This is a genomic window from Stenotrophomonas bentonitica, assembly GCF_002887735.1.
Lineage (GTDB): Bacteria > Pseudomonadota > Gammaproteobacteria > Xanthomonadales > Xanthomonadaceae > Stenotrophomonas > Stenotrophomonas bentonitica_A.
Genome location: NZ_PKQP01000006.1, coordinates 30,894 through 47,825, shown reverse-complemented (window position 1 = coordinate 47,825; position 16,932 = coordinate 30,894). Strand labels below are relative to the sequence as shown.

The 16,932-nt window shown below is 66.1% G+C and carries 13 protein-coding genes; 6 read left to right on the top strand and 7 right to left on the bottom strand.

Annotated features, from left to right (window positions below; all coding sequences use genetic code 11):
* Window positions 1–78: 78 nt before the first annotated feature.
* The 6 genes from C0R07_RS12485 to C0R07_RS12460 all read right to left on the bottom strand — a co-directional run bounded on the left by C0R07_RS12485 (window position 79) and on the right by C0R07_RS12460 (window position 7,608).
* Complete coding sequence (locus tag C0R07_RS12485) at window positions 79–3,156, bottom strand: efflux RND transporter permease subunit (RefSeq protein ID WP_102789056.1); 3,078 nt, start codon at window positions 3,154–3,156, stop codon at window positions 79–81.
* Window positions 3,153–4,253 (bottom strand): efflux RND transporter periplasmic adaptor subunit, encoded by a 1,101-nt coding sequence (locus tag C0R07_RS12480; RefSeq protein ID WP_070473390.1) that lies wholly within the window; start codon window positions 4,251–4,253, stop codon window positions 3,153–3,155. Before C0R07_RS12480 ends, C0R07_RS12485 begins: the two co-directional genes overlap by 4 nt.
* Before the next feature lie 49 nt (window positions 4,254–4,302).
* Window positions 4,303–4,935 carry a TetR/AcrR family transcriptional regulator C-terminal domain-containing protein gene (locus C0R07_RS12475; RefSeq protein WP_070473388.1) on the bottom strand — a complete coding sequence of 211 codons (633 nt, stop codon included), beginning with the start codon at window positions 4,933–4,935 and terminating at the stop codon, window positions 4,303–4,305.
* Between the two features lie 155 nt (window positions 4,936–5,090).
* Window positions 5,091–6,425 (bottom strand): GGDEF domain-containing protein, encoded by a 1,335-nt coding sequence (locus C0R07_RS12470; protein WP_070473386.1) that lies wholly within the window; start codon window positions 6,423–6,425, stop codon window positions 5,091–5,093.
* A complete protein-coding gene (locus tag C0R07_RS12465) occupies window positions 6,422–7,228 on the bottom strand; it encodes an alpha/beta fold hydrolase (protein WP_102789055.1) in 807 nt (268 codons plus the stop codon). Before C0R07_RS12465 ends, C0R07_RS12470 begins: the two co-directional genes overlap by 4 nt.
* A gap of 35 nt (window positions 7,229–7,263) precedes the next feature.
* Window positions 7,264–7,608 (bottom strand): hypothetical protein, encoded by a 345-nt coding sequence (locus C0R07_RS12460; RefSeq protein WP_046272185.1) that lies wholly within the window; start codon window positions 7,606–7,608, stop codon window positions 7,264–7,266.
* Between the two features lie 69 nt (window positions 7,609–7,677).
* On the opposite strand from C0R07_RS12460, the gene C0R07_RS12455 reads away from it, so the two are divergent.
* From C0R07_RS12455 to cyoD, 5 genes are all read left to right on the top strand, one after another.
* The gene (locus tag C0R07_RS12455) at window positions 7,678–8,682 is read left to right on the top strand and encodes a 2-hydroxyacid dehydrogenase (protein WP_070473384.1); all 1,005 of its coding nucleotides are present in this window, start codon (window positions 7,678–7,680) and stop codon (window positions 8,680–8,682) included.
* 375 nt (window positions 8,683–9,057) lie between these two features.
* Entirely contained in the window at window positions 9,058–10,131 is a 1,074-nt protein-coding gene (gene cyoA / locus C0R07_RS12450; RefSeq protein WP_102789054.1) for a ubiquinol oxidase subunit II, read from the top strand.
* A gap of 8 nt (window positions 10,132–10,139) precedes the next feature.
* Window positions 10,140–12,137, top strand: coding sequence for a cytochrome o ubiquinol oxidase subunit I (gene cyoB / locus C0R07_RS12445; protein ID WP_026069991.1), 1,998 nt, complete (start codon window positions 10,140–10,142; stop codon window positions 12,135–12,137).
* Window positions 12,134–12,775 carry a cytochrome o ubiquinol oxidase subunit III gene (gene cyoC / locus C0R07_RS12440; RefSeq protein WP_046272182.1) on the top strand — a complete coding sequence of 214 codons (642 nt, stop codon included), beginning with the start codon at window positions 12,134–12,136 and terminating at the stop codon, window positions 12,773–12,775. Before cyoB ends, cyoC begins: the two co-directional genes overlap by 4 nt.
* Entirely contained in the window at window positions 12,775–13,125 is a 351-nt protein-coding gene (gene cyoD, locus C0R07_RS12435) for a cytochrome o ubiquinol oxidase subunit IV (protein WP_019184497.1), read from the top strand. The genes cyoC and cyoD overlap by 1 nt, the downstream gene beginning before the upstream one ends.
* A 179-nt stretch (window positions 13,126–13,304) precedes the next feature.
* Here cyoD and C0R07_RS12430 read toward each other — a convergent pair whose 3' ends face one another.
* A complete protein-coding gene (locus C0R07_RS12430) occupies window positions 13,305–15,368 on the bottom strand; it encodes a putative bifunctional diguanylate cyclase/phosphodiesterase (protein WP_102789052.1) in 2,064 nt (687 codons plus the stop codon).
* 149 nt (window positions 15,369–15,517) lie between these two features.
* Here C0R07_RS12430 and radA point away from each other — a divergent pair, with 149 nt between their 5' ends.
* Complete coding sequence (gene radA / locus C0R07_RS12425; protein ID WP_070426878.1) at window positions 15,518–16,897, top strand: DNA repair protein RadA; 1,380 nt, start codon at window positions 15,518–15,520, stop codon at window positions 16,895–16,897.
* Window positions 16,898–16,932 lie beyond the last annotated feature (35 nt).

Genomic DNA, 16,932 nt, shown 5'->3' with positions numbered 1-16,932 from the left:
GCTCCGGACACGCCAGATACATCAAAAAGCCCCGGCCTTGGCCGGGGCTTTTTGTTTGTGGCGAAGCAGCCAGTCACCTCACTCCGCACCACTCCCCGCCGGATGCGACGACCGCCGCCGGAACTTCCGCGACAACCAATCCCCCGCATCATCCACCACGGTGAAGGCCGCCGGAATCACGATCAGGCTCAGCAGCGTGGAGGTGATCAACCCGCCGATCACGGCGATCGCCATCGGTGCACGGAAGCTGGAATCGCCGGCAAAGCCCAGCGCGATCGGCATCATGCCCGCGCCCATCGCCAGCGTGGTCATGATGATCGGCTGTGCACGTTTGCGGCAGGCATCGATCAGTGCGTCGTGCTGGCTCATGCCGTGTTCGTCTTCGGCCATCACCGCGTAATCCACCAGCAGGATGGAGTTCTTGGTGGCGATGCCGATCAGCATCAGCAGCCCGATCAGCGCCGGCAGCGAGAGCATGTTCTGGGTGATCAGCAAGGCACCGAACGCACCGCCGGCGGATAGTGGCACCGCCGCGAGGATGGTGACCGGCATCAGCGCGTGGTTGAACAGCAGCAACAGCACCATGTAGATGCAGATCAACCCGGCCGCCATTGCCAGCATGAAGCCGATGAACAGCTCGACGAACACTTCCGCATCGCCGGTGTTGAGGAAGGTCACGCCCGGCGGCAGCTGCTTGACGCCCGGCAGGGCCTGCACCTCGGTCATCACATCGCCCAACGGGCGACCGTTGAGTTCGGCGGTGAGCGTCACGTTGCGCTGGCGCTGGTAGCGCGAGATCTGCGAGGGGCCGCTGCCTTGCTGGATATCGGCGACCGCCGCCAGCGGCACCGGGCCATTGCGGCCGGGCACGCGCAGCTGGCTGATCAGGCCCGGATTGGCCAGCGTGGCTTCGGCGAAGCCGACCCGGATCGGTACCTGCCGGTCGGGCAGGTTGAGCTTGGCCAGGCGCTGTTCGTAATCGCCGGCGGTGGCGATGCGGGCGGCTTCGGCGATGTCGGCGGTCGCGACGCCCAAGTCCGCGGCGCGGGCGGGGTTCGGCACGATCTGGAGTTCCGGGCGCAGCAGCGAGGCGGTGGAGGTGACGCTGCCCAGGCCCTGGATACCGCGCAGGTCGCGCTCCAGCGCAGTGGCGGCATCCTGCAGGCGCTGCGGGTCGTCACCGGAGAGCACCAGCTGCAGCAGGTTGCCGGGCTCGGAGCTGACATAGCTGACGCGCACGCCGGGCAGGTCGGCCAGGCGCTCGCGCGCCTCACGTTCCAGCACGCGCTGATCACGTTCGCGTCCGTCGGCGCTGCCCCAGTCGAGCACCAGGGTCGCCTTGCGCGGCTCACCGACGCCGGTCGCACCCGGGTCGCCCAGGTCGAGCACGCTGCCGACCGCGGTGTAGACCTGCTTGAGTTCGGGCATGTCCTTGAGCAGTCCGCGCGCGTGTTCGGCGACGGCCACGGTCTCCTGCAGGCGCGTGCCCGGCGGCAGTTCGAGGTTGAGGTTGCTGCGGCCCAGATCTGACTGTGGAATGAAGGTAGCCGGGATGAACGGCACCAGCGCCAGTGAGGCCACGAACAGGCCGGTGGCGATCCACAGGGTGCGGCCGCGATGGCGCAGTGCGGCGTCCACCCAGCCCAGGTACCACGTCATCAGCTTGGATTCCGGCTTCTCCTCGCCATGTGGCTTGAGCAGGTAGGCGGCCATCATCGGGGTGAGCAGGCGGGCCACCAGCAGCGAGAACAGCACGGCAGTGGCGGCGGTCCAGCCGAACTCGCGGAAGAACTTGCCGGCGATGCCGGGCATGAAGGCCACCGGCACGAACACCGCAGCCAGGGTCAGCGAGGTGGCGATAACCGCATTGCCGATTTCACCCGCAGCTTCGCGCGCAGCTTCCAGCGGCGGCTTGCCCATGCGCAGGTGGCGCACGATGTTCTCGATCTCCACGATCGCATCGTCCACCAGGATGCCGACCACGACGGAGAGCGCCAGCAGCGTGATGATGTTGAGGGTGAACCCGAAGAAGTACATCACCGCGAACGTCGGGATGATCGACAGCGGCAGCGCCAGCGCCGACACCCACGTCGCGCGCCAGTCGCGCAGGAACAGCCACACCACCAGCAGCGCCAACAGCGCGCCTTCCCAGAGCATGGTCATCGAGGAATCGTAGGAGCGGTGGGTCTCGTCGATCGCCGTGGTAACCAGGCGGAAGTCGATGCCCGGATGCTCGGCCTTGATCTTGTCCAGCGCGTCATGCACGCCGGCCTCCACCTTGACCTCGCTGGAGCCGCGCGTGCGCGACATCGAGAACGCCACCACGCCTTTGCCATCCAGCAGGGCGGCCTCGGTGGGGTCAGCGGCGGCATCGGTGACCGTGGCCAGCGTGGAGAGCCGCACCGCGCGCCCGTCCGGCAGGGCGATGGAGTAGTCACGCAACGCCTGCGCGTCACCGACAGTACCCAGCGTGCGGATGGTCTGCTGCGCGCCCTCGACCTCGGTCTTGCCGCCGGCGCGCTCCACCTGGATGCGGGCCAGCTGCTGCGAAACATCGCCGGCGGTGATGCCCATCGCGATCAGCGCATTGGGATCCAGATCCACCCGGACCTGGCGCTGCACGCCGCCCACGCGGGTGACGCGCGCGACACCGGGTACGCCGTACATCGCACGCGAGATATCGCGGTCGACGAACCAGCTGGCCTCATCGGTGGTCATGTGCGGGGCGACCAGCGCATAGGTCATCAGCGAACCGCCGATGTCGACCTTGGAGATCACCGGTTCCTGGATGTCCTGCGGCAGATCGGTGCGGATGCGGGTGACCGCGTCGCGGGTGTCGTCCAGCGCGGTGGCCAGATCGGCTTCCAGCTGGAACTCGATGGTGGTGGTGCTGACGCCTTCGCTGACCGAAGACATCACGCGCTTGACGTTGTTGACCGTCGCCACCGAGTCCTCGACCTTGCGGGTCACCTCGGCTTCCAGCTGGCTCGGCGAGGCGCCGGGCTGGGTGACGGTGACGGTGGTCATCGGGAAGGCGATGTCCGGGAAGCGCGCCACCGGCAGCTGATGGAAACCCCACAGGCCGGCCACGCACAGCACGAAGAAGATCAGCAGCGCAGGCAACGGGCGTTTGATCGCCCAGGCGGAGATGTTCATCGTGCGGCGGCCTTGGTCGCAGCGACCACACGCACGCGGTCGCCCTCACCGAGGAAGCCGGCGCCATCCACCACGACCTGGTCACCGGCCTTCAGGCCTTCAAGGATCGCAGTGCGGCCCTGCACGGCCTGGCCGGTGCTGACGCGGTGGCGGGTGGCCTGCTGTTTTTCGTTCACGGTGAACACATAGTTGTGGCCGTCGCGCTGCACGATCGCCGCGGTCGGGATGGTCAGCACCGGGCCGTCGCCGGTGACGATGCGGCCATCCACGTAGATGCCCTGCCTGAGTGGGCCGGGGGCTGGCAGGTCGGCGTAGATCGTGCCGGTGCGGGTCTGTCCATCGACACCCGGGGTGACCGCGCGGATGCGGCCACTGACCACCTGGCCCGCATACGGCAGCTCAACCGTGTTGCCGACGGTGACATCGGCCAGCTGGTTTTCCGGCAACTCCGCACGCCACTCCAGGCGGCCATCGCGGATCAGGCGCAGCAGCTCGGTACCGGCGGAGACCACCTGGCCCGGCTGCACCAGGCGCTTGGAAATCAGGCCGTCGGCGGGTGCGCGCAGGTCGGCGAAGTCGCGGCGCAGCTTGGCCGCGTCGCGCGCGGCACGTGCGGTGGAGGTCTGCGCTTCGGCATTGATGCGTGAGGCGCGCAGCTCATCCAGGCTGCTTTCGCTGATCAGTTGCTGGGCGGCCAGCTTGGCGCTGCGCTCGTAGTTCATGCGGGCCAGTTCCTGCGAGGCCTGCGCCTGCCGCAACGAGGCGTCGGCCTGCGCCAGCTCGCTGTCCAGGGTGCGGTGGTCCACCTGCAGCAGCACCTGGCCCTGCTTGACCCATTGCCCCACGTCCACCAGCAACGCGGTCACGCGCTGGCCGCTGATCTCCACGCCCAGCTGCATTTCTTCATAGGCGGTCACCGGCCCGGAGACCAGCACCGTGCGGGCCATGGTCTGCTGCTGCGCGGGCGCCAGCGAGACCGGCAGCGCGGAGCTGGCGGCCGTGGCGTCGGCCGCGGCCTTGTCGTCCTTGCCGCCGCAGGCGGACAGCAGCGCGACAGCCAGGATCAGGGAAAAACTGCGGAGGTAGGGTGCACGCATCGAGAGGCTTTCCGGGTCGGAACAGCGGGAAAAGAAAGGAATCGGGAAATCAGGATTCGCGCGACAGGCGTCGTTCGATGCCATCGAGCATCAGGCCCAGCCCCTGCTCGAAGCGGGCGTCGAAATCGACCTCGCTCCATGCATCACGGGCCTGCCAGCAATGGGGGAAGCGCGCCTCGGCCAGCGCCATGAAGGCCTCACCCAGCGCTTCCATGCTGCCGTCGCCGGGCCAGGACTGCTCCTCGATCACGAAGCCCATCGTGTAGTACACCAGGTCCATCGCCGCGGTCGCGGCAAAGCGTGCCGGCGCGCCGGCGCCCATCAGCGCGGCGATGCCGGCCTCACCTACCCGCAGCACGTTCTCGGTGGCCAGGAAGGTGCCCGCATACACCCGCGCACCATCGCGGCGCGCTTTGAACGCCCGGCGGAACTCACGCCCGATCTGCAGCAGCGTCTGCCGCCATGGCTGTCCGTCGGGAATCACGCGAGCCACGTCGCAGATCATGGCGTCGGCCATGGCGTCGATCAGCGCCTGTTTGCTCTTGAAGTGCCAATAGAGCGACGGCGCCCGGATGCCCAGCGAGCAGGCCACTTTGCGCAGGGTAATGCCCTCCGGGCCGGCCTCGTCGAGGATCCGGAAGGCCGCCTTGACGATGTCTTCCCGCGCGATGGGTTGGCGCACTGTGCTCTGGCCTAACGTTGTTAGGGGGCGAATCTAACAGTGTTAGGTTCGCGCCGACAAGTGCCCGTGCACAGACCTCCAATGGGCCCGCGGGACGTGGCTGATGGGTTCAGGCGCGCCGAGGGGGGGGAGGGGGCCCCAGGCGCCCGGTTGGCTCAGAGGTCGATCAGGTCAGGCTGCAGGACCGCCATCCGGACCCGGTTGCGCCCGCTGGTCTTGGCGTCATACAGCGCCTCATCCGCCCGGGCGATCAGCGCCTCCAGCAGCCGCTGGTCGCCACCCGGCAACGCCTCGCCGATCGCGCCCCCGACGCTGACGGAGACGGCAACGCGCTCGCTGCCCACGAGGATCGGCTCAGCGGCCACCGCACTGCGCAGTCGCTCGGCGGCGGCGGGAATCTCATCGACGGCGGACGCCGCCAGCAGGGCGATGAACTCTTCGCCGCCGAAGCGGGCGAACAGATCGCGCTCCCGCAGGGCGTCGCGGCAGCGCTTGGCGACTACTTTGAGGACTTCATCGCCGACCGGATGACCGTAGGTATCGTTGATCTTCTTGAAGTGGTCTACGTCCACCATCAGCACCGCCACCGCGCGGCCGTTGGCTTCGCGGGCGGCGATGATCTGGGCCGAGCATTCTTCGAAATGGCGTCGATTGGGGACGCCGGTCAACGGGTCCGAGGACGCCAGGCGGCGCAGCTCGGCGGCCATCAGCAGGTCCGCGGTGACATCGGTGAACAGCCAGATGCGCCCGTGCGCGCCGTTGCCGCGCACCGGATGGGTGTCCACTTCGAAGGTGCGTTCGCCCAGAGTCCAGTTCTGCTTGGCGGCGAACTGATCGTTGTTCATCTGAGCGCTGTAGGCCAGTTCCAGCTCGGCGTGGTTGTCGCAGCGTTGGCGCAGGGCGCGCATCGGACCGGCCAGATCCGCCGCCCGGTGATTGCCAGCCGTGCAGCCCAGCAGCTCCGCGGCGTGCTCGTTGACCGCCGCGCCGATGCCATCCCCGTCGATCAGCACGATGCCCGCCGGCACGCTTTCAAACAGATCGAGGAACTGATTGCGGACGATCGTGCCGCGCGCGGCTTCGCGCCGTGCGGACAGCAGCCGGGCCACGCTCGTGGCCAGCAGTGGCACCTGTGCCGTCAAGGTTGCCGGGGCAGGGACGCTTCGCCAGAGCAGCAGCAGGCCACTCAGTGGCGCGCCGTGGGAGGGGGCCGGAACGTAAAGCAGGCGGGCGGGGCGGCCTTCCAGGGCATGGATGATCGCCGTCGGCAGCCGGAAGTCCGCTGCGTCCATGGCCTCGCCGCTCCAGCGCGCCTCGAGGATGCCGCTGCGCGCCAGGTTGAAGCTCGGCGAGGGCAGTGCCGGGGCCGAGACAGCCCAGGTCGCCCTCCCGCCGGCGTCCACCTCCACTGCCATCACCAGGTCGGCGTGGGAGGCGAGACGGGCGAACTGGCACAGCGCGGCAAGCGCTTCACTGTCGGAGGTCGTCACCGCGTGGGGCCTGCCAGACGCTGTTCGAGAATGCGCATGACGTCATCGGGTGCCGTCATGTGCGGGAGGTGACCGGAAGCATCGATCACATCCAGGGTGGCGCCATCGATCGCGTTGGCCAGCCAGTGGCCGACGGCGACCGGTACCGCCACGTCGTGCGCGGTCTGGATGAGGTGGACCGGCGTGGAAACCCGCGCGGCCAGGCTGCGCAGATCGGAGGTGAAAATCGTCCGCGAGGTATTGAGCGCGATGTCCGGGCGCATCTGGAACAGGGTGTTGGAGAAATCGGCAACGACCGCGCTGTCTTCCACGCCGACGACCATCGGGGCGAAGCCTGCGATCCAGGCCTGGTAGTTGGCGCGCATGCTCTCGAACAGTTGCTCCAGGTCCTGCGGTTTAAAGCCGCCGGTGTAGCCCTCATCGTCGAGATAACGCGGCGACGCACCGATGATGACCAGCCGCTCGAACAGCTCCGGCCGTGCCACCGCAGCGGCCGCGCCGATCATGCCGCTCATCGAATGGCCGACGTAGGTGCAGTTGTGCACGTCGAGCTCATCCAGGATGTCGAGCAGATCGTCGGCGTAGCCGAACAGCGAACCATGGCGTTCGAAATCGTAAGTCTGCGCACCTTGCGGGCCACAGCCGGCAAGATCGAAGGAGATCACGTCGTAGCGCGCTTCAAACCACGGGCGCAATGCATTCCATGCGGTCTGATCGGTACCAAAGCCGTGTGACAGGATCGCGACCGCCTTGCCCTCACCACTACGGCGCCCGTTGAACCGCTCGAAACTTTCCACGCACATCCACCCATGGCGTCTTGCAAGGGCCGAATACTAGGTCACGGGCGCGCGTGGGTCCAACGCGTGGCCATGGCGAATACCAGTTGCCGCAGATAGCCGCCGATGAAACTGGCGATGGCACCGGCGAGGGTACCCAGCAGCAAACGCAGGGTGATGCGCGCGATACGACGGGCATGCAGCCGCACCCATGGCAGCAGTGCCATCGCCTGCGCACCCATGAGCAGCACCAGGACATCCAGCCCCAGCGCATCCACCACGGGCAGCAAGGGCGCCAGCAATGGATTGCAGGCCATCACGATCACGGCCGCGCACGTGAGCACGAACAGGCCGCGCCGGGCCATCGGCGTGGCGGTCCAGCGGAGAAGGCGGGCAGTCAGGGACACGGCAGGCTCCAGGCAGTTGGCCGGAGTGTACTGCGGTATCGTGATGCTCGAACTCCCGGGGATCGCCTCATGAAGATCGCAGTATTCAGCGCCCGCCCGTACGACCAGCAGTTTCTCGATGAGGCCAAGCAACGCCGCGGGGCAGGGACGTCCTTCGAGTTCCTGTATTTCGATGCCGCGCTGGAGGTACATACCGCGGCACTGGCGCAGGACTGCGAGGCGGTCTGTGTGTTCGTGAACGACCGGTTGAACGCCCCGGTACTGCAGGCGCTGCATGCACAGGGGGTGCGCGCGATCCTGCTGCGCTGTGCGGGCTTCAACAATGTCGACCTGGCCGCGGCGGAGCAGTTGGGCCTGTTCGTGGCACGCGTGCCGGCTTACTCCCCCGAAGCCGTGGCAGAGCATGCCCTGGCCATGGTGATGACGCTCAACCGGCAGACCCACCGCGCCTACAACCGGGTGCGCGAGGGCAACTTCATGCTCGATGGGTTGCTCGGCCGCACCCTGCACCGCAAGACCGTGGGCATCGTCGGCACCGGCCAGATCGGCCTGGCCACCGCCCGCATTTTCAAGGGCATGGGCTGTACCGTGCTGGGCTACGATCCGTATCCATCGCCCGGGTTCGCCGCCGTTGGCGCATCGGTCGCGCTGGAGGACCTGCTGGCCCGATCAGACATCGTCTCGCTGCACTGCCCGCTGACGCCGGACACCCATCACCTGATCGACGACGCCTCACTGGCCGCAATGAAGCCCGGGGCAATGCTGGTCAATACCTCGCGCGGCGGACTGGTGGATACCCATGCGGTGATCCGCGCGCTGAAGTCGCGCCGCCTCGGCCACCTGGCCATCGATGTCTACGAGCAGGAGAGCGGGCTGTTCTTCCAGGACCGGTCCGGCGAAATCATCGACGATGACGCGTTCCAGCGCCTGATGACCTTCCCCAACGTGCTCGTGACGGGGCACCAGGGCTTCTTCACGGTCGAGGCGCTGCAGGAGATTTCCGACATCACGCTGCGCAACCTGGCGGACTTCGCCAGTGGGGCGGCGTGCGCGAATCGGGTGCGGGCGGTCTGAGCGGCGCCGCGGGTGACGTGGGGCGTCGGTACGTGTACCGTGGCCGCCCGCCGGCCGTTGCGCAGCACGCGCCGGGACACTGCAACCGGGTCCGCGCTGGCCAGCCCCGGAACTGACCCGTTCATGTCTATACAAGGGCCGGAATGTTGCCGAATCGGGTCATTGCCCGGCACTGCGACAACGTGTCGCAGCCCAAAACAGGCCTTTCCTGCGCTGGATCATTGTCAATGCCTTTCTTAAATGATGCGTGACGGCCTAAAATTGGAAGGCTGACATGATCGTCCTCCGTGCCTGTCCCCTTGGACCGGCACCACCGGCTTTGGCTGGGACGGAGGCGGGCTTGAACTGGCATTCCCTACGCAATTGGATCGACCGATGATTCCGTTGAAACCCCTTGGACGCTTCCTGCGTCCGGGCCTGCTGTTTGCGTTGTCCGTGTTCCTGACGGGCTGCAACTCGGCCATCCTCAACCCCAAGGGCCAGATCGGCCACGACGAGAAGACCCTGCTCATCACGGCGACCGTGCTGATGCTGCTGGTTGTCGTGCCGGTCATCATCATGACCCTCACCTTCGCGTGGAAGTACCGTGCGACCAATACCAAGGCCCGTTATGAGCCGAAGTGGTCGCACTCCACGGCCATCGAAGTGGTGGTCTGGTCGATCCCGTGCATGATCGTGCTGGTGCTGGCCGTGCTGACCTGGCGTTCCTCGCACGCGCTGGATCCGTACCGTCCGCTGGACTCGGACAAGAAGCCGGTGGTGATCGAAGCCATCTCGCTGGACTGGAAGTGGCTCTTCATCTATCCCGAAGAGAACATCGCCACCGTCAACGAGATCACCTTCCCGGTCGATACCCCGCTGAACTTCAAGATCACGTCCGATTCGGTGATGAATGCGTTCTTCATCCCGCACCTGGGCAGCATGATCTACTCGATGACGGCCATGGAGACCAAACTCCACCTGATCGCCAACGAGACCGGTGAGTTCCCGGGCATGTCCTCGCACTACAGCGGCGCAGGCTTCAGCAAGATGCACTTCTCCGCGCACTCGGTGACCGAGGCGGAGTACCAGCAGTGGCTGACCGAGGTGCGTGCCCAAAGCGCGACCCTGGACAAGACCGCCTTCGCTGCGCTGGTCGCCGAGAAGAACCACGACTGGCACCCGGTGACCTATTACGGCACCACCGAGGCCGGCCTGTTCGACTGGGTCATCGCCAAGCACATGGGCGACAACCAGCACTACGGCATGAAGCACGACCACAAGGCCATGAAGCATGACGGCGCCGAAGGCGAAAGCCATGAAGGCCACGACATGCAGGCCATGAGCGGAGCCCACGACGAAGCGAAGCTGCCGGTCCATGCCGACCAGCCCGCTGCCGCGGACGCCGCACACACTGCAGACGAGCACGCCGCAGCCGGTCACGCCGGTCACGACGGCTCGGGAGAATGACCATGAATCTGTTGGGTAAACTGACCTTTGCCGACATCCCGCACGACCCGATCATCATCACCACGCTGATCGGCGCGGGGATCGGTGGCCTGCTCGTGCTGGCCCTGATCACCAAGTTCAAGCTGTGGGGCTATCTCTGGAAAGAGTGGTTCACCTCGGTAGACCACAAGAAGATCGGCGTGATGTACCTCATCGTCGCCTTCGTCATGCTGCTGCGCGGCTTCGCCGACGCGATCATGATGCGCGTCCAGCAGGCCATGGCCGCTGGCGGCAACGAGGGCGTCCTGCCCCCCCATCACTACGACCAGATCTTCACCGCCCACGGCGTGATCATGATCTTCTTCGTGGCGATGCCGCTGATCACCGGCCTGATGAACGTCGTCGTGCCGCTGCAGATCGGCGCACGCGACGTGGCCTTCCCGTTCGTCAACTCGCTCAGCTTCTGGCTGTTCGTGGCGGGCGCGGGCCTGGTGATGATCTCGCTGGGTGTCGGTGAGTTCGCGCAGACCGGCTGGCTGGCCTTCCCGCCGTTGTCAGGCAAGGAATACAGTCCAGGGGTAGGTGTCGATTACTACATCTGGGGCCTGCAGGTAGCAGGCCTGGGTACCACGCTGAGCGGCATCAACTTCTTCATTACCATCCTGAAGATGCGTACCCCCGGCATGAAGCTGATGCAGATGCCGGTGTTCACCTGGACCGCGCTGGTCACCAACGTGCTGATCATCGCCGCCTTCCCGGTGCTGACCATCACCCTGGTGCTGCTGACCCTGGACCGTTACCTGGGCACGCACTTCTTCACCAACGATGGTGGCGGCAACGCCATGCTGTACATCAACCTGATCTGGATCTGGGGTCACCCGGAAGTCTATATCCTGGTCCTGCCGGCCTTCGGCGTGTTCTCCGAGGTCATCGCCACGTTCTCGCGCAAGGCGCTGTTCGGCTACAAGGGCATGGTCTACGCCACCGCCTGCATCGGCGTGCTGTCGTTCATCGTGTGGCTGCACCACTTCTTCACCATGGGCTCGGGTGCCAACGTCAATGCCTTCTTCGGCATCACGACGATGATCATCTCGATCCCGACCGGCGTGAAGATCTTCAACTGGCTGTTCACCATGTTCCGCGGTCGCGTGCAGTTCACGACCCCGGTGCTGTGGACGATCGGCTTCATGGTCACCTTCACCATCGGCGGCATGACCGGCGTGATGCTGGCGATCCCGGCCATCGATTTCGTGCTGCACAACAGCCTGTTCCTGATCGCCCACTTCCACAACGTCATCATCGGCGGCGTGGTGTTCGGCATGTTCGCCGGCATCACCTACTGGTGGCCGAAGATGTTCGGCTTCCGCCTCAATGAAACCTGGGGCAAGCGCGCGTTCTGGTGCTGGTTCATCGGCTTCTATGTCGCGTTCATGCCGCTGTACATCCTGGGCTTCATGGGCATGACCCGCCGCATGCAGAGCTACCCGAACATGGAATACCAGCCGCTGCTGATCATCGCCATGTGCGGTGCCTTCATCATCGGTGCCGGCATCCTGTGCCAGATCATCCAGATCGCCGTGTCGATCCGCGACCGCAAGAAGACCGCCGACCTGACCGGCGACCCGTGGGACGCCCGTACGCTGGAGTGGGAAACCTCTTCGCCGCCGTCGTTCTACAACTTCGGCTCGCTGCCGCGCGTCACCGAACTGGACGAGTTCTGGGAGCGCAAGCAGCGTGGTGAGGCGTGGGAACGCCCGGCCAAGTACACCGACATCCACATGCCGCGCAACACCGGTACCGGTGTGGTGATCGGCGCCTTCAGCCTGGTGTTCGGCTTTGCGATGATCTGGCACATCTGGTGGCTGGCCATCGTGGGTCTGGTCGGCATGATCGGCACCTTCATCTGGCGCACCTTCGACAAGGACGTGGATTACTACGTGCCGGCCGCGGAAGTGGAGCGGATCGAAAATGAGCACCGTCGCCACCTCGTGGCGCAGGGCCTGGTGAAATCGGAGCTGAAGGCATGAGCACCACTATCCCCAACACCATGAACCATGGGCACGCCGCGCACGCGGCGGCCCACGGCCATGACGACCACGAGCACCACGACACCGGCGGCAATACCGTCTTCGGTTTCTGGGTGTACCTGATGAGCGATTGCCTCATCTTCGCCACCCTGTTTGCGACCTACATCGTGCTGTCCGGCGGCACCGACGGTGGCCCCGGCCCGAAGGACCTGTTCGAACTGTCCTTCGTCGCCTGGGAAACCACGCTGCTGCTGGTCTCCTCGCTGACCTTCGGCCTGGGCATGATCGCCATGCACAAGCAGAAGGTGGGCCAGATGTATGCATGGCTGGCCCTGACCTGGCTGCTGGGCTTTGGCTTCATGTGCATGGAAGTGTGGGAGTTCAACCACCTGATCCATCAGGGCTACGGTCCGGACCACAGTGCGTTCCTGTCGGCGTTCTTCGCGCTGGTTGGTACCCACGGTCTTCACGTGAGCGCGGGTCTGCTGTGGCTGCTGATCATGTTCATCCAGATCAAGCAGAACGGCCTGACCCAGACCAACAAGACCCGCATGGCGTGCCTGAGCCTGTTCTGGCACTTCCTGGATCTGATCTGGATCGGCGTGTTCTCCGTCGTCTATCTGAATGGAGCGCTGTAATGGCCGCACATGACAATCACGCACACGATCATGGCCACGGTGCCGCCGGCGAAAGCCACGGCAGCGTCAAGTCCTACCTGATCGGCTTCCTGCTGGCCGCGGTGCTGACCATCATCCCGTTCTGGGCGGTCATGCATGGCGACCTGCCGCGGTTCACCACCGGCGTCATCATCGTCGTTGCGGCGGTGCTGCAGATCCTGGTGCACCTGGTGTTCTTCCTGCACCTTGACCGTTCCTCGGAACAGCGCTGGAACGTCAGCGCGGCGGCCTTCACCGTCGTGGTGATCGGCATCATCGTCGCCGGTTCGCTGTGGGTCATGCACAACATGAACGTGCACATGATGCACTGACGTCTTCGCGACGTTGCCACACACGGAAAGGCCGCCCTCGCGCGGCCTTTCTGTTTGGCGCGCATGGCGACGCAGCGAACGTTGTTCAGGGTGGTGGCCGTTCCAGATGCGGCCGGTGGGGGATGGCCCAGCGTGTCCAGACTACTGGCGCCCTACGGCAACGGGCTGCTCTCCGCGCGTTACGCCACTTTCGCCAGCCGCATGAACTCGGCGGCGTCGACCGGCCGCCCGAGGTGATACCCCTGCAGCTGGTCGCAGCCCATGTCGCTCAGGTACTGGCGTTGCCCGGCCGTTTCCACGCCCTCGGCGACGATCTGCAGCTGCAGGGACCGGCCCAATGCGATGATCGAGGAAACGATCGCCGCGTCTTCGGCGTTGTCTTCCAGGTCGTGCACGAAGGCGCGGTCGATCTTCAGCTCGGTGGCCGGCATGCGCTTGAGATACAGCAGGCTGGAGTAGCCGGTGCCGAAGTCGTCGATGGAGATGTTCACGCCCATCGCGGTCAGCCCGTGCAGGATCAGCAGGCTGGCTTCCACATCGCGCATCGCGGTGGTCTCGGTGACCTCCAGGGTCAGCCGCTTCGGGTCCAGCCCGTGTTTGTCCAGCGTGCGGCGCACAGTCTCGAGCAGCGTGCTCGACCCGAACTGCAGCGGTGAGAGGTTCACCGCCATGGTCCAGTCCGGGTGACCGGCGTCGTGCCAGTGGCGCAGCTGCGCGCAGGCCTGGTCCAGCACCCAGTCACCGATGGAGAGGATCAGGCCGCTGCGTTCGGCGATCGGAATGAATGCGTCCGGTGACAACAGGCCCAGCTCGGGATGTTGCCAGCGCACCAGCGCCTCGGCCCCGATCGGCGATGTCCCGCTGGCCTGGAACTTGGGCTGGTAATGCAGCACCAGCTCGCTGCGGCTGACCGCCTTGCGCAGTTCCTGCAGCAGTTTCAGCTGGCGGTTCGCGCTCACGTTGAGCGACTGGGTGAAGAAGGTATAGCCGTTCCGGCCCGAATCCTTGGTGTGGTACATCGCCGCATCGGCGTGGGCCATCAGGTCGCGTTCGGTGGTGGCGTCGGCCGGGTACAGCGCGATGCCCAGGCTGGCACTGACCTGCAGTTCCAAGGCATCGATCTCGAACGGCTCGGCCACGCTGGCGATGATCCGTTCGGCGACCACGGCCGCATCTTCCGGATCCTCCACCTGGAACACGATGACGAACTCATCGCCCCCCAGCCGCGCGAAGGTGTCCTGTGCACGCAGCAGCGCGGTGATCCGCTTGCTGACCTGGATCAGCAGTTGGTCACCAAGCTGGTGACCGTAGGCATCGTTGATCGCCTTGAAGCCGTCCAGGTCGCAGAACATCACCGCGAAGCTGAACTGCCGGCGCTGCGCCTTTTCGATCGCCTGCTCGATGCGGTCCTGCAGCAGCATCCGGTTGGGCAGCTGGGTCAGCGGATCATGCAGGGCGGCCTGCATCAGCTTCTCGTTGGCCTGGGCCAGCGAATCGGCAAGCAGGCCGGTGCGGGTGCGCATCTGGCGGTCGAACACCGATGCGATCAGTGCGATCCCCAGGGTCGCCAGCGTCGTGACGATCACCAGCACCGCCAGCCACTTGGTCTCGATGCCCTCGCCATACGCCGCGCCACACATCGCGCCCTCGGGGAAGTGGGCCGCGGCCATGCCGGTGTAGTGCATGCCGACGATCGCCAGGCCCATCACCAGCGAGGCCAGCCCGCGCAGCACGAACGGGCGGCGCTGTTCCAGGCGCAGGCGGAAGGCGATCCACAGCGCCGCACCGGCCGCGCCGATGGCGATCAGGACCGAGGCGGCAAACCACAGCGGGTCGTAGTCGATGCCCGGCTTCATCTCCAGCGCGGCCATGCCCAGGTAATGCATGGCCGCGATCCCCAGGCCCATCAGCACCGCGCCGGCGCACAACCTCGACCACGGCAGCTCCGCGCGTGAGACCAGCCACAGCGCATAAGCCGAAGCCCCAACCGAGACGGCCAGCGAATACAGGGTAATGGCCAGGTCGTAGCCGACCGGGATCGGCAGGTGGAAGGCGAGCATGCCGATGAAGTGCATCGACCAGATGCCCAGCCCCATCGCACCAGCGCCACCGGCCAGCCACCAGCGTGCCACCCGGCCGCGGGTGGTGGCCAGGCGGCCGGCCATGTCCAGCGCGGTGTACGAGGCGAGGATGGCAACCAGCAGCGAGAACACGACAAGACTCTGGCTGTAGGTGCCGGTCATGGAAAAGCCTGGAAAAATGGAAAGGAGGCGCAGTGGCCCGCCGGAGTATCGGCCTCGGGGCCGGAAACTTGAGCCCACCCGCCCGGCGTCTCGGTTGCTGCGACGCGGCTCGGCTATCCTGCCTGACAATTGATGATGTGGAAGTGGACATGGCCAAGCGACTCACCGCTTACGTCTGCAGCGAATGCGGCGCCGAATACAGCAAGTGGCAGGGCCAATGCACCGAGTGCGGCGTCTGGAACACGCTCAGCGAGATCACGCTGGAAAGCGCCACGCCCACCAAGGCGTCGCCCGCGTCGCGGCGCTCCGGCTGGGCCGGCAAGGTCGATGCGCCGAAGATCATGGCGCTCAAGGACGTGCAGCAGACCGAACACCTGCGGGTGAGCACGGGCATCGGTGAGTTCGACCGCGTGCTCGGCGGTGGCCTGGTCGAAGGTGCGGTGGTGCTGGTCGGTGGCGATCCGGGCATCGGCAAGTCCACCCTGCTGTTGCAGGCCGTGGCGAAGATGGCCGCGTCGCTGCCGGTGCTGTACATCACCGGTGAGGAATCGCTGTCGCAGGTGGCCGGCCGTGCAGTGCGTCTGGACCTGCCGCTGGACAACGTCAACGCGTTGGCCGAAACCCAGGTGGAGGCGATCCTCCAGCATGCCAGCGTGGCCAAGCCGCGGCTGATCGTGGCCGACTCGGTACAGACGCTGTGGACCGAATCGCTCACCGCCGCGCCGGGCTCGGTCAGCCAGGTGCGCGAGAGCGCCGCACGGCTGGTGCGCTTCGCCAAGGAAACCGGCACCGCCGTGTTCCTGGTCGGTCACGTGACCAAGGAAGGCGGCATCGCCGGCCCGCGCGTGCTCGAGCACATGGTCGATGCGGTGCTGTACTTCGAAGGCGAGAGCGGCAGCCGGTTCCGCCTGCTGCGCGCCTTCAAGAACCGCTTCGGCGCGGTCAACGAACTGGGCGTGTTCGCGATGGGCGAGAAGGGCCTGAAAGAGGTCTCCAATCCCTCGGCGATCTTCCTCTCCGGCGGCAGCACCCAGCAGCCGGGCAGCTGCGTGATGGTCACCCGCGAGGGAACGCGCCCGCTGCTGGTGGAAGTGCAGGCACTGGTGGATGCCTCACCGCTGTCCAACCCGCGCCGGGTGGCGGTGGGTCTGGAGCAGAACCGCCTGGCGATGCTGCTGGCGGTGCTGCACCGTCATGGCGGCGTGCTGGTGGGCGACCAGGACGTGTTCGTCAACGTGGTGGGTGGCATCCGCGTGCAGGAGACCGCCGCCGATCTGCCGGTGCTGCTGGCGGTGCTGTCCTCGCTGCAGGACCGGCCGCTGGCCGAGAAGACGATCGCCTTCGGCGAGGTGGGCCTGTCCGGCGAGATCCGCCCGGTGCCCAACGGAGAAGATCGCCTGCGCGAGGCGGCCACGCATGGCTTCAAGCGCGCCATCGTGCCCAAGGCGAACGCGCCGAAGACCGGCAGCGTGAAGGGGATGGAAGTGATCGCGGTGGAGCGGCTGTCCGAGGCGATCGACGCGCTGTAAGGGGGGGCGGGGCAGACGCTGGGTGCCACGGGAAA

What these genes read in the sequence shown, in the direction of transcription:
- radA (WP_070426878.1), top strand. Translation starts at nt 15,518, where the DNA reads ATGGCCAAGCGACTCACCGCTTACGTCTGCAGCGAATGCGGCGCCGAA.
- C0R07_RS12430 (WP_102789052.1), bottom strand. Translation starts at nt 15,368, where the DNA reads ATGACCGGCACCTACAGCCAGAGTCTTGTCGTGTTCTCGCTGCTGGTT.
- cyoD (WP_019184497.1), top strand. Translation starts at nt 12,775, where the DNA reads ATGGCCGCACATGACAATCACGCACACGATCATGGCCACGGTGCCGCC.
- C0R07_RS12485 (WP_102789056.1), bottom strand. Translation starts at nt 3,156, where the DNA reads ATGAACATCTCCGCCTGGGCGATCAAACGCCCGTTGCCTGCGCTGCTG.
- cyoA (WP_102789054.1), top strand. Translation starts at nt 9,058, where the DNA reads ATGATTCCGTTGAAACCCCTTGGACGCTTCCTGCGTCCGGGCCTGCTG.
- C0R07_RS12480 (WP_070473390.1), bottom strand. Translation starts at nt 4,253, where the DNA reads ATGCGTGCACCCTACCTCCGCAGTTTTTCCCTGATCCTGGCTGTCGCG.
- C0R07_RS12465 (WP_102789055.1), bottom strand. Translation starts at nt 7,228, where the DNA reads ATGTGCGTGGAAAGTTTCGAGCGGTTCAACGGGCGCCGTAGTGGTGAG.
- C0R07_RS12455 (WP_070473384.1), top strand. Translation starts at nt 7,678, where the DNA reads ATGAAGATCGCAGTATTCAGCGCCCGCCCGTACGACCAGCAGTTTCTC.
- cyoC (WP_046272182.1), top strand. Translation starts at nt 12,134, where the DNA reads ATGAGCACCACTATCCCCAACACCATGAACCATGGGCACGCCGCGCAC.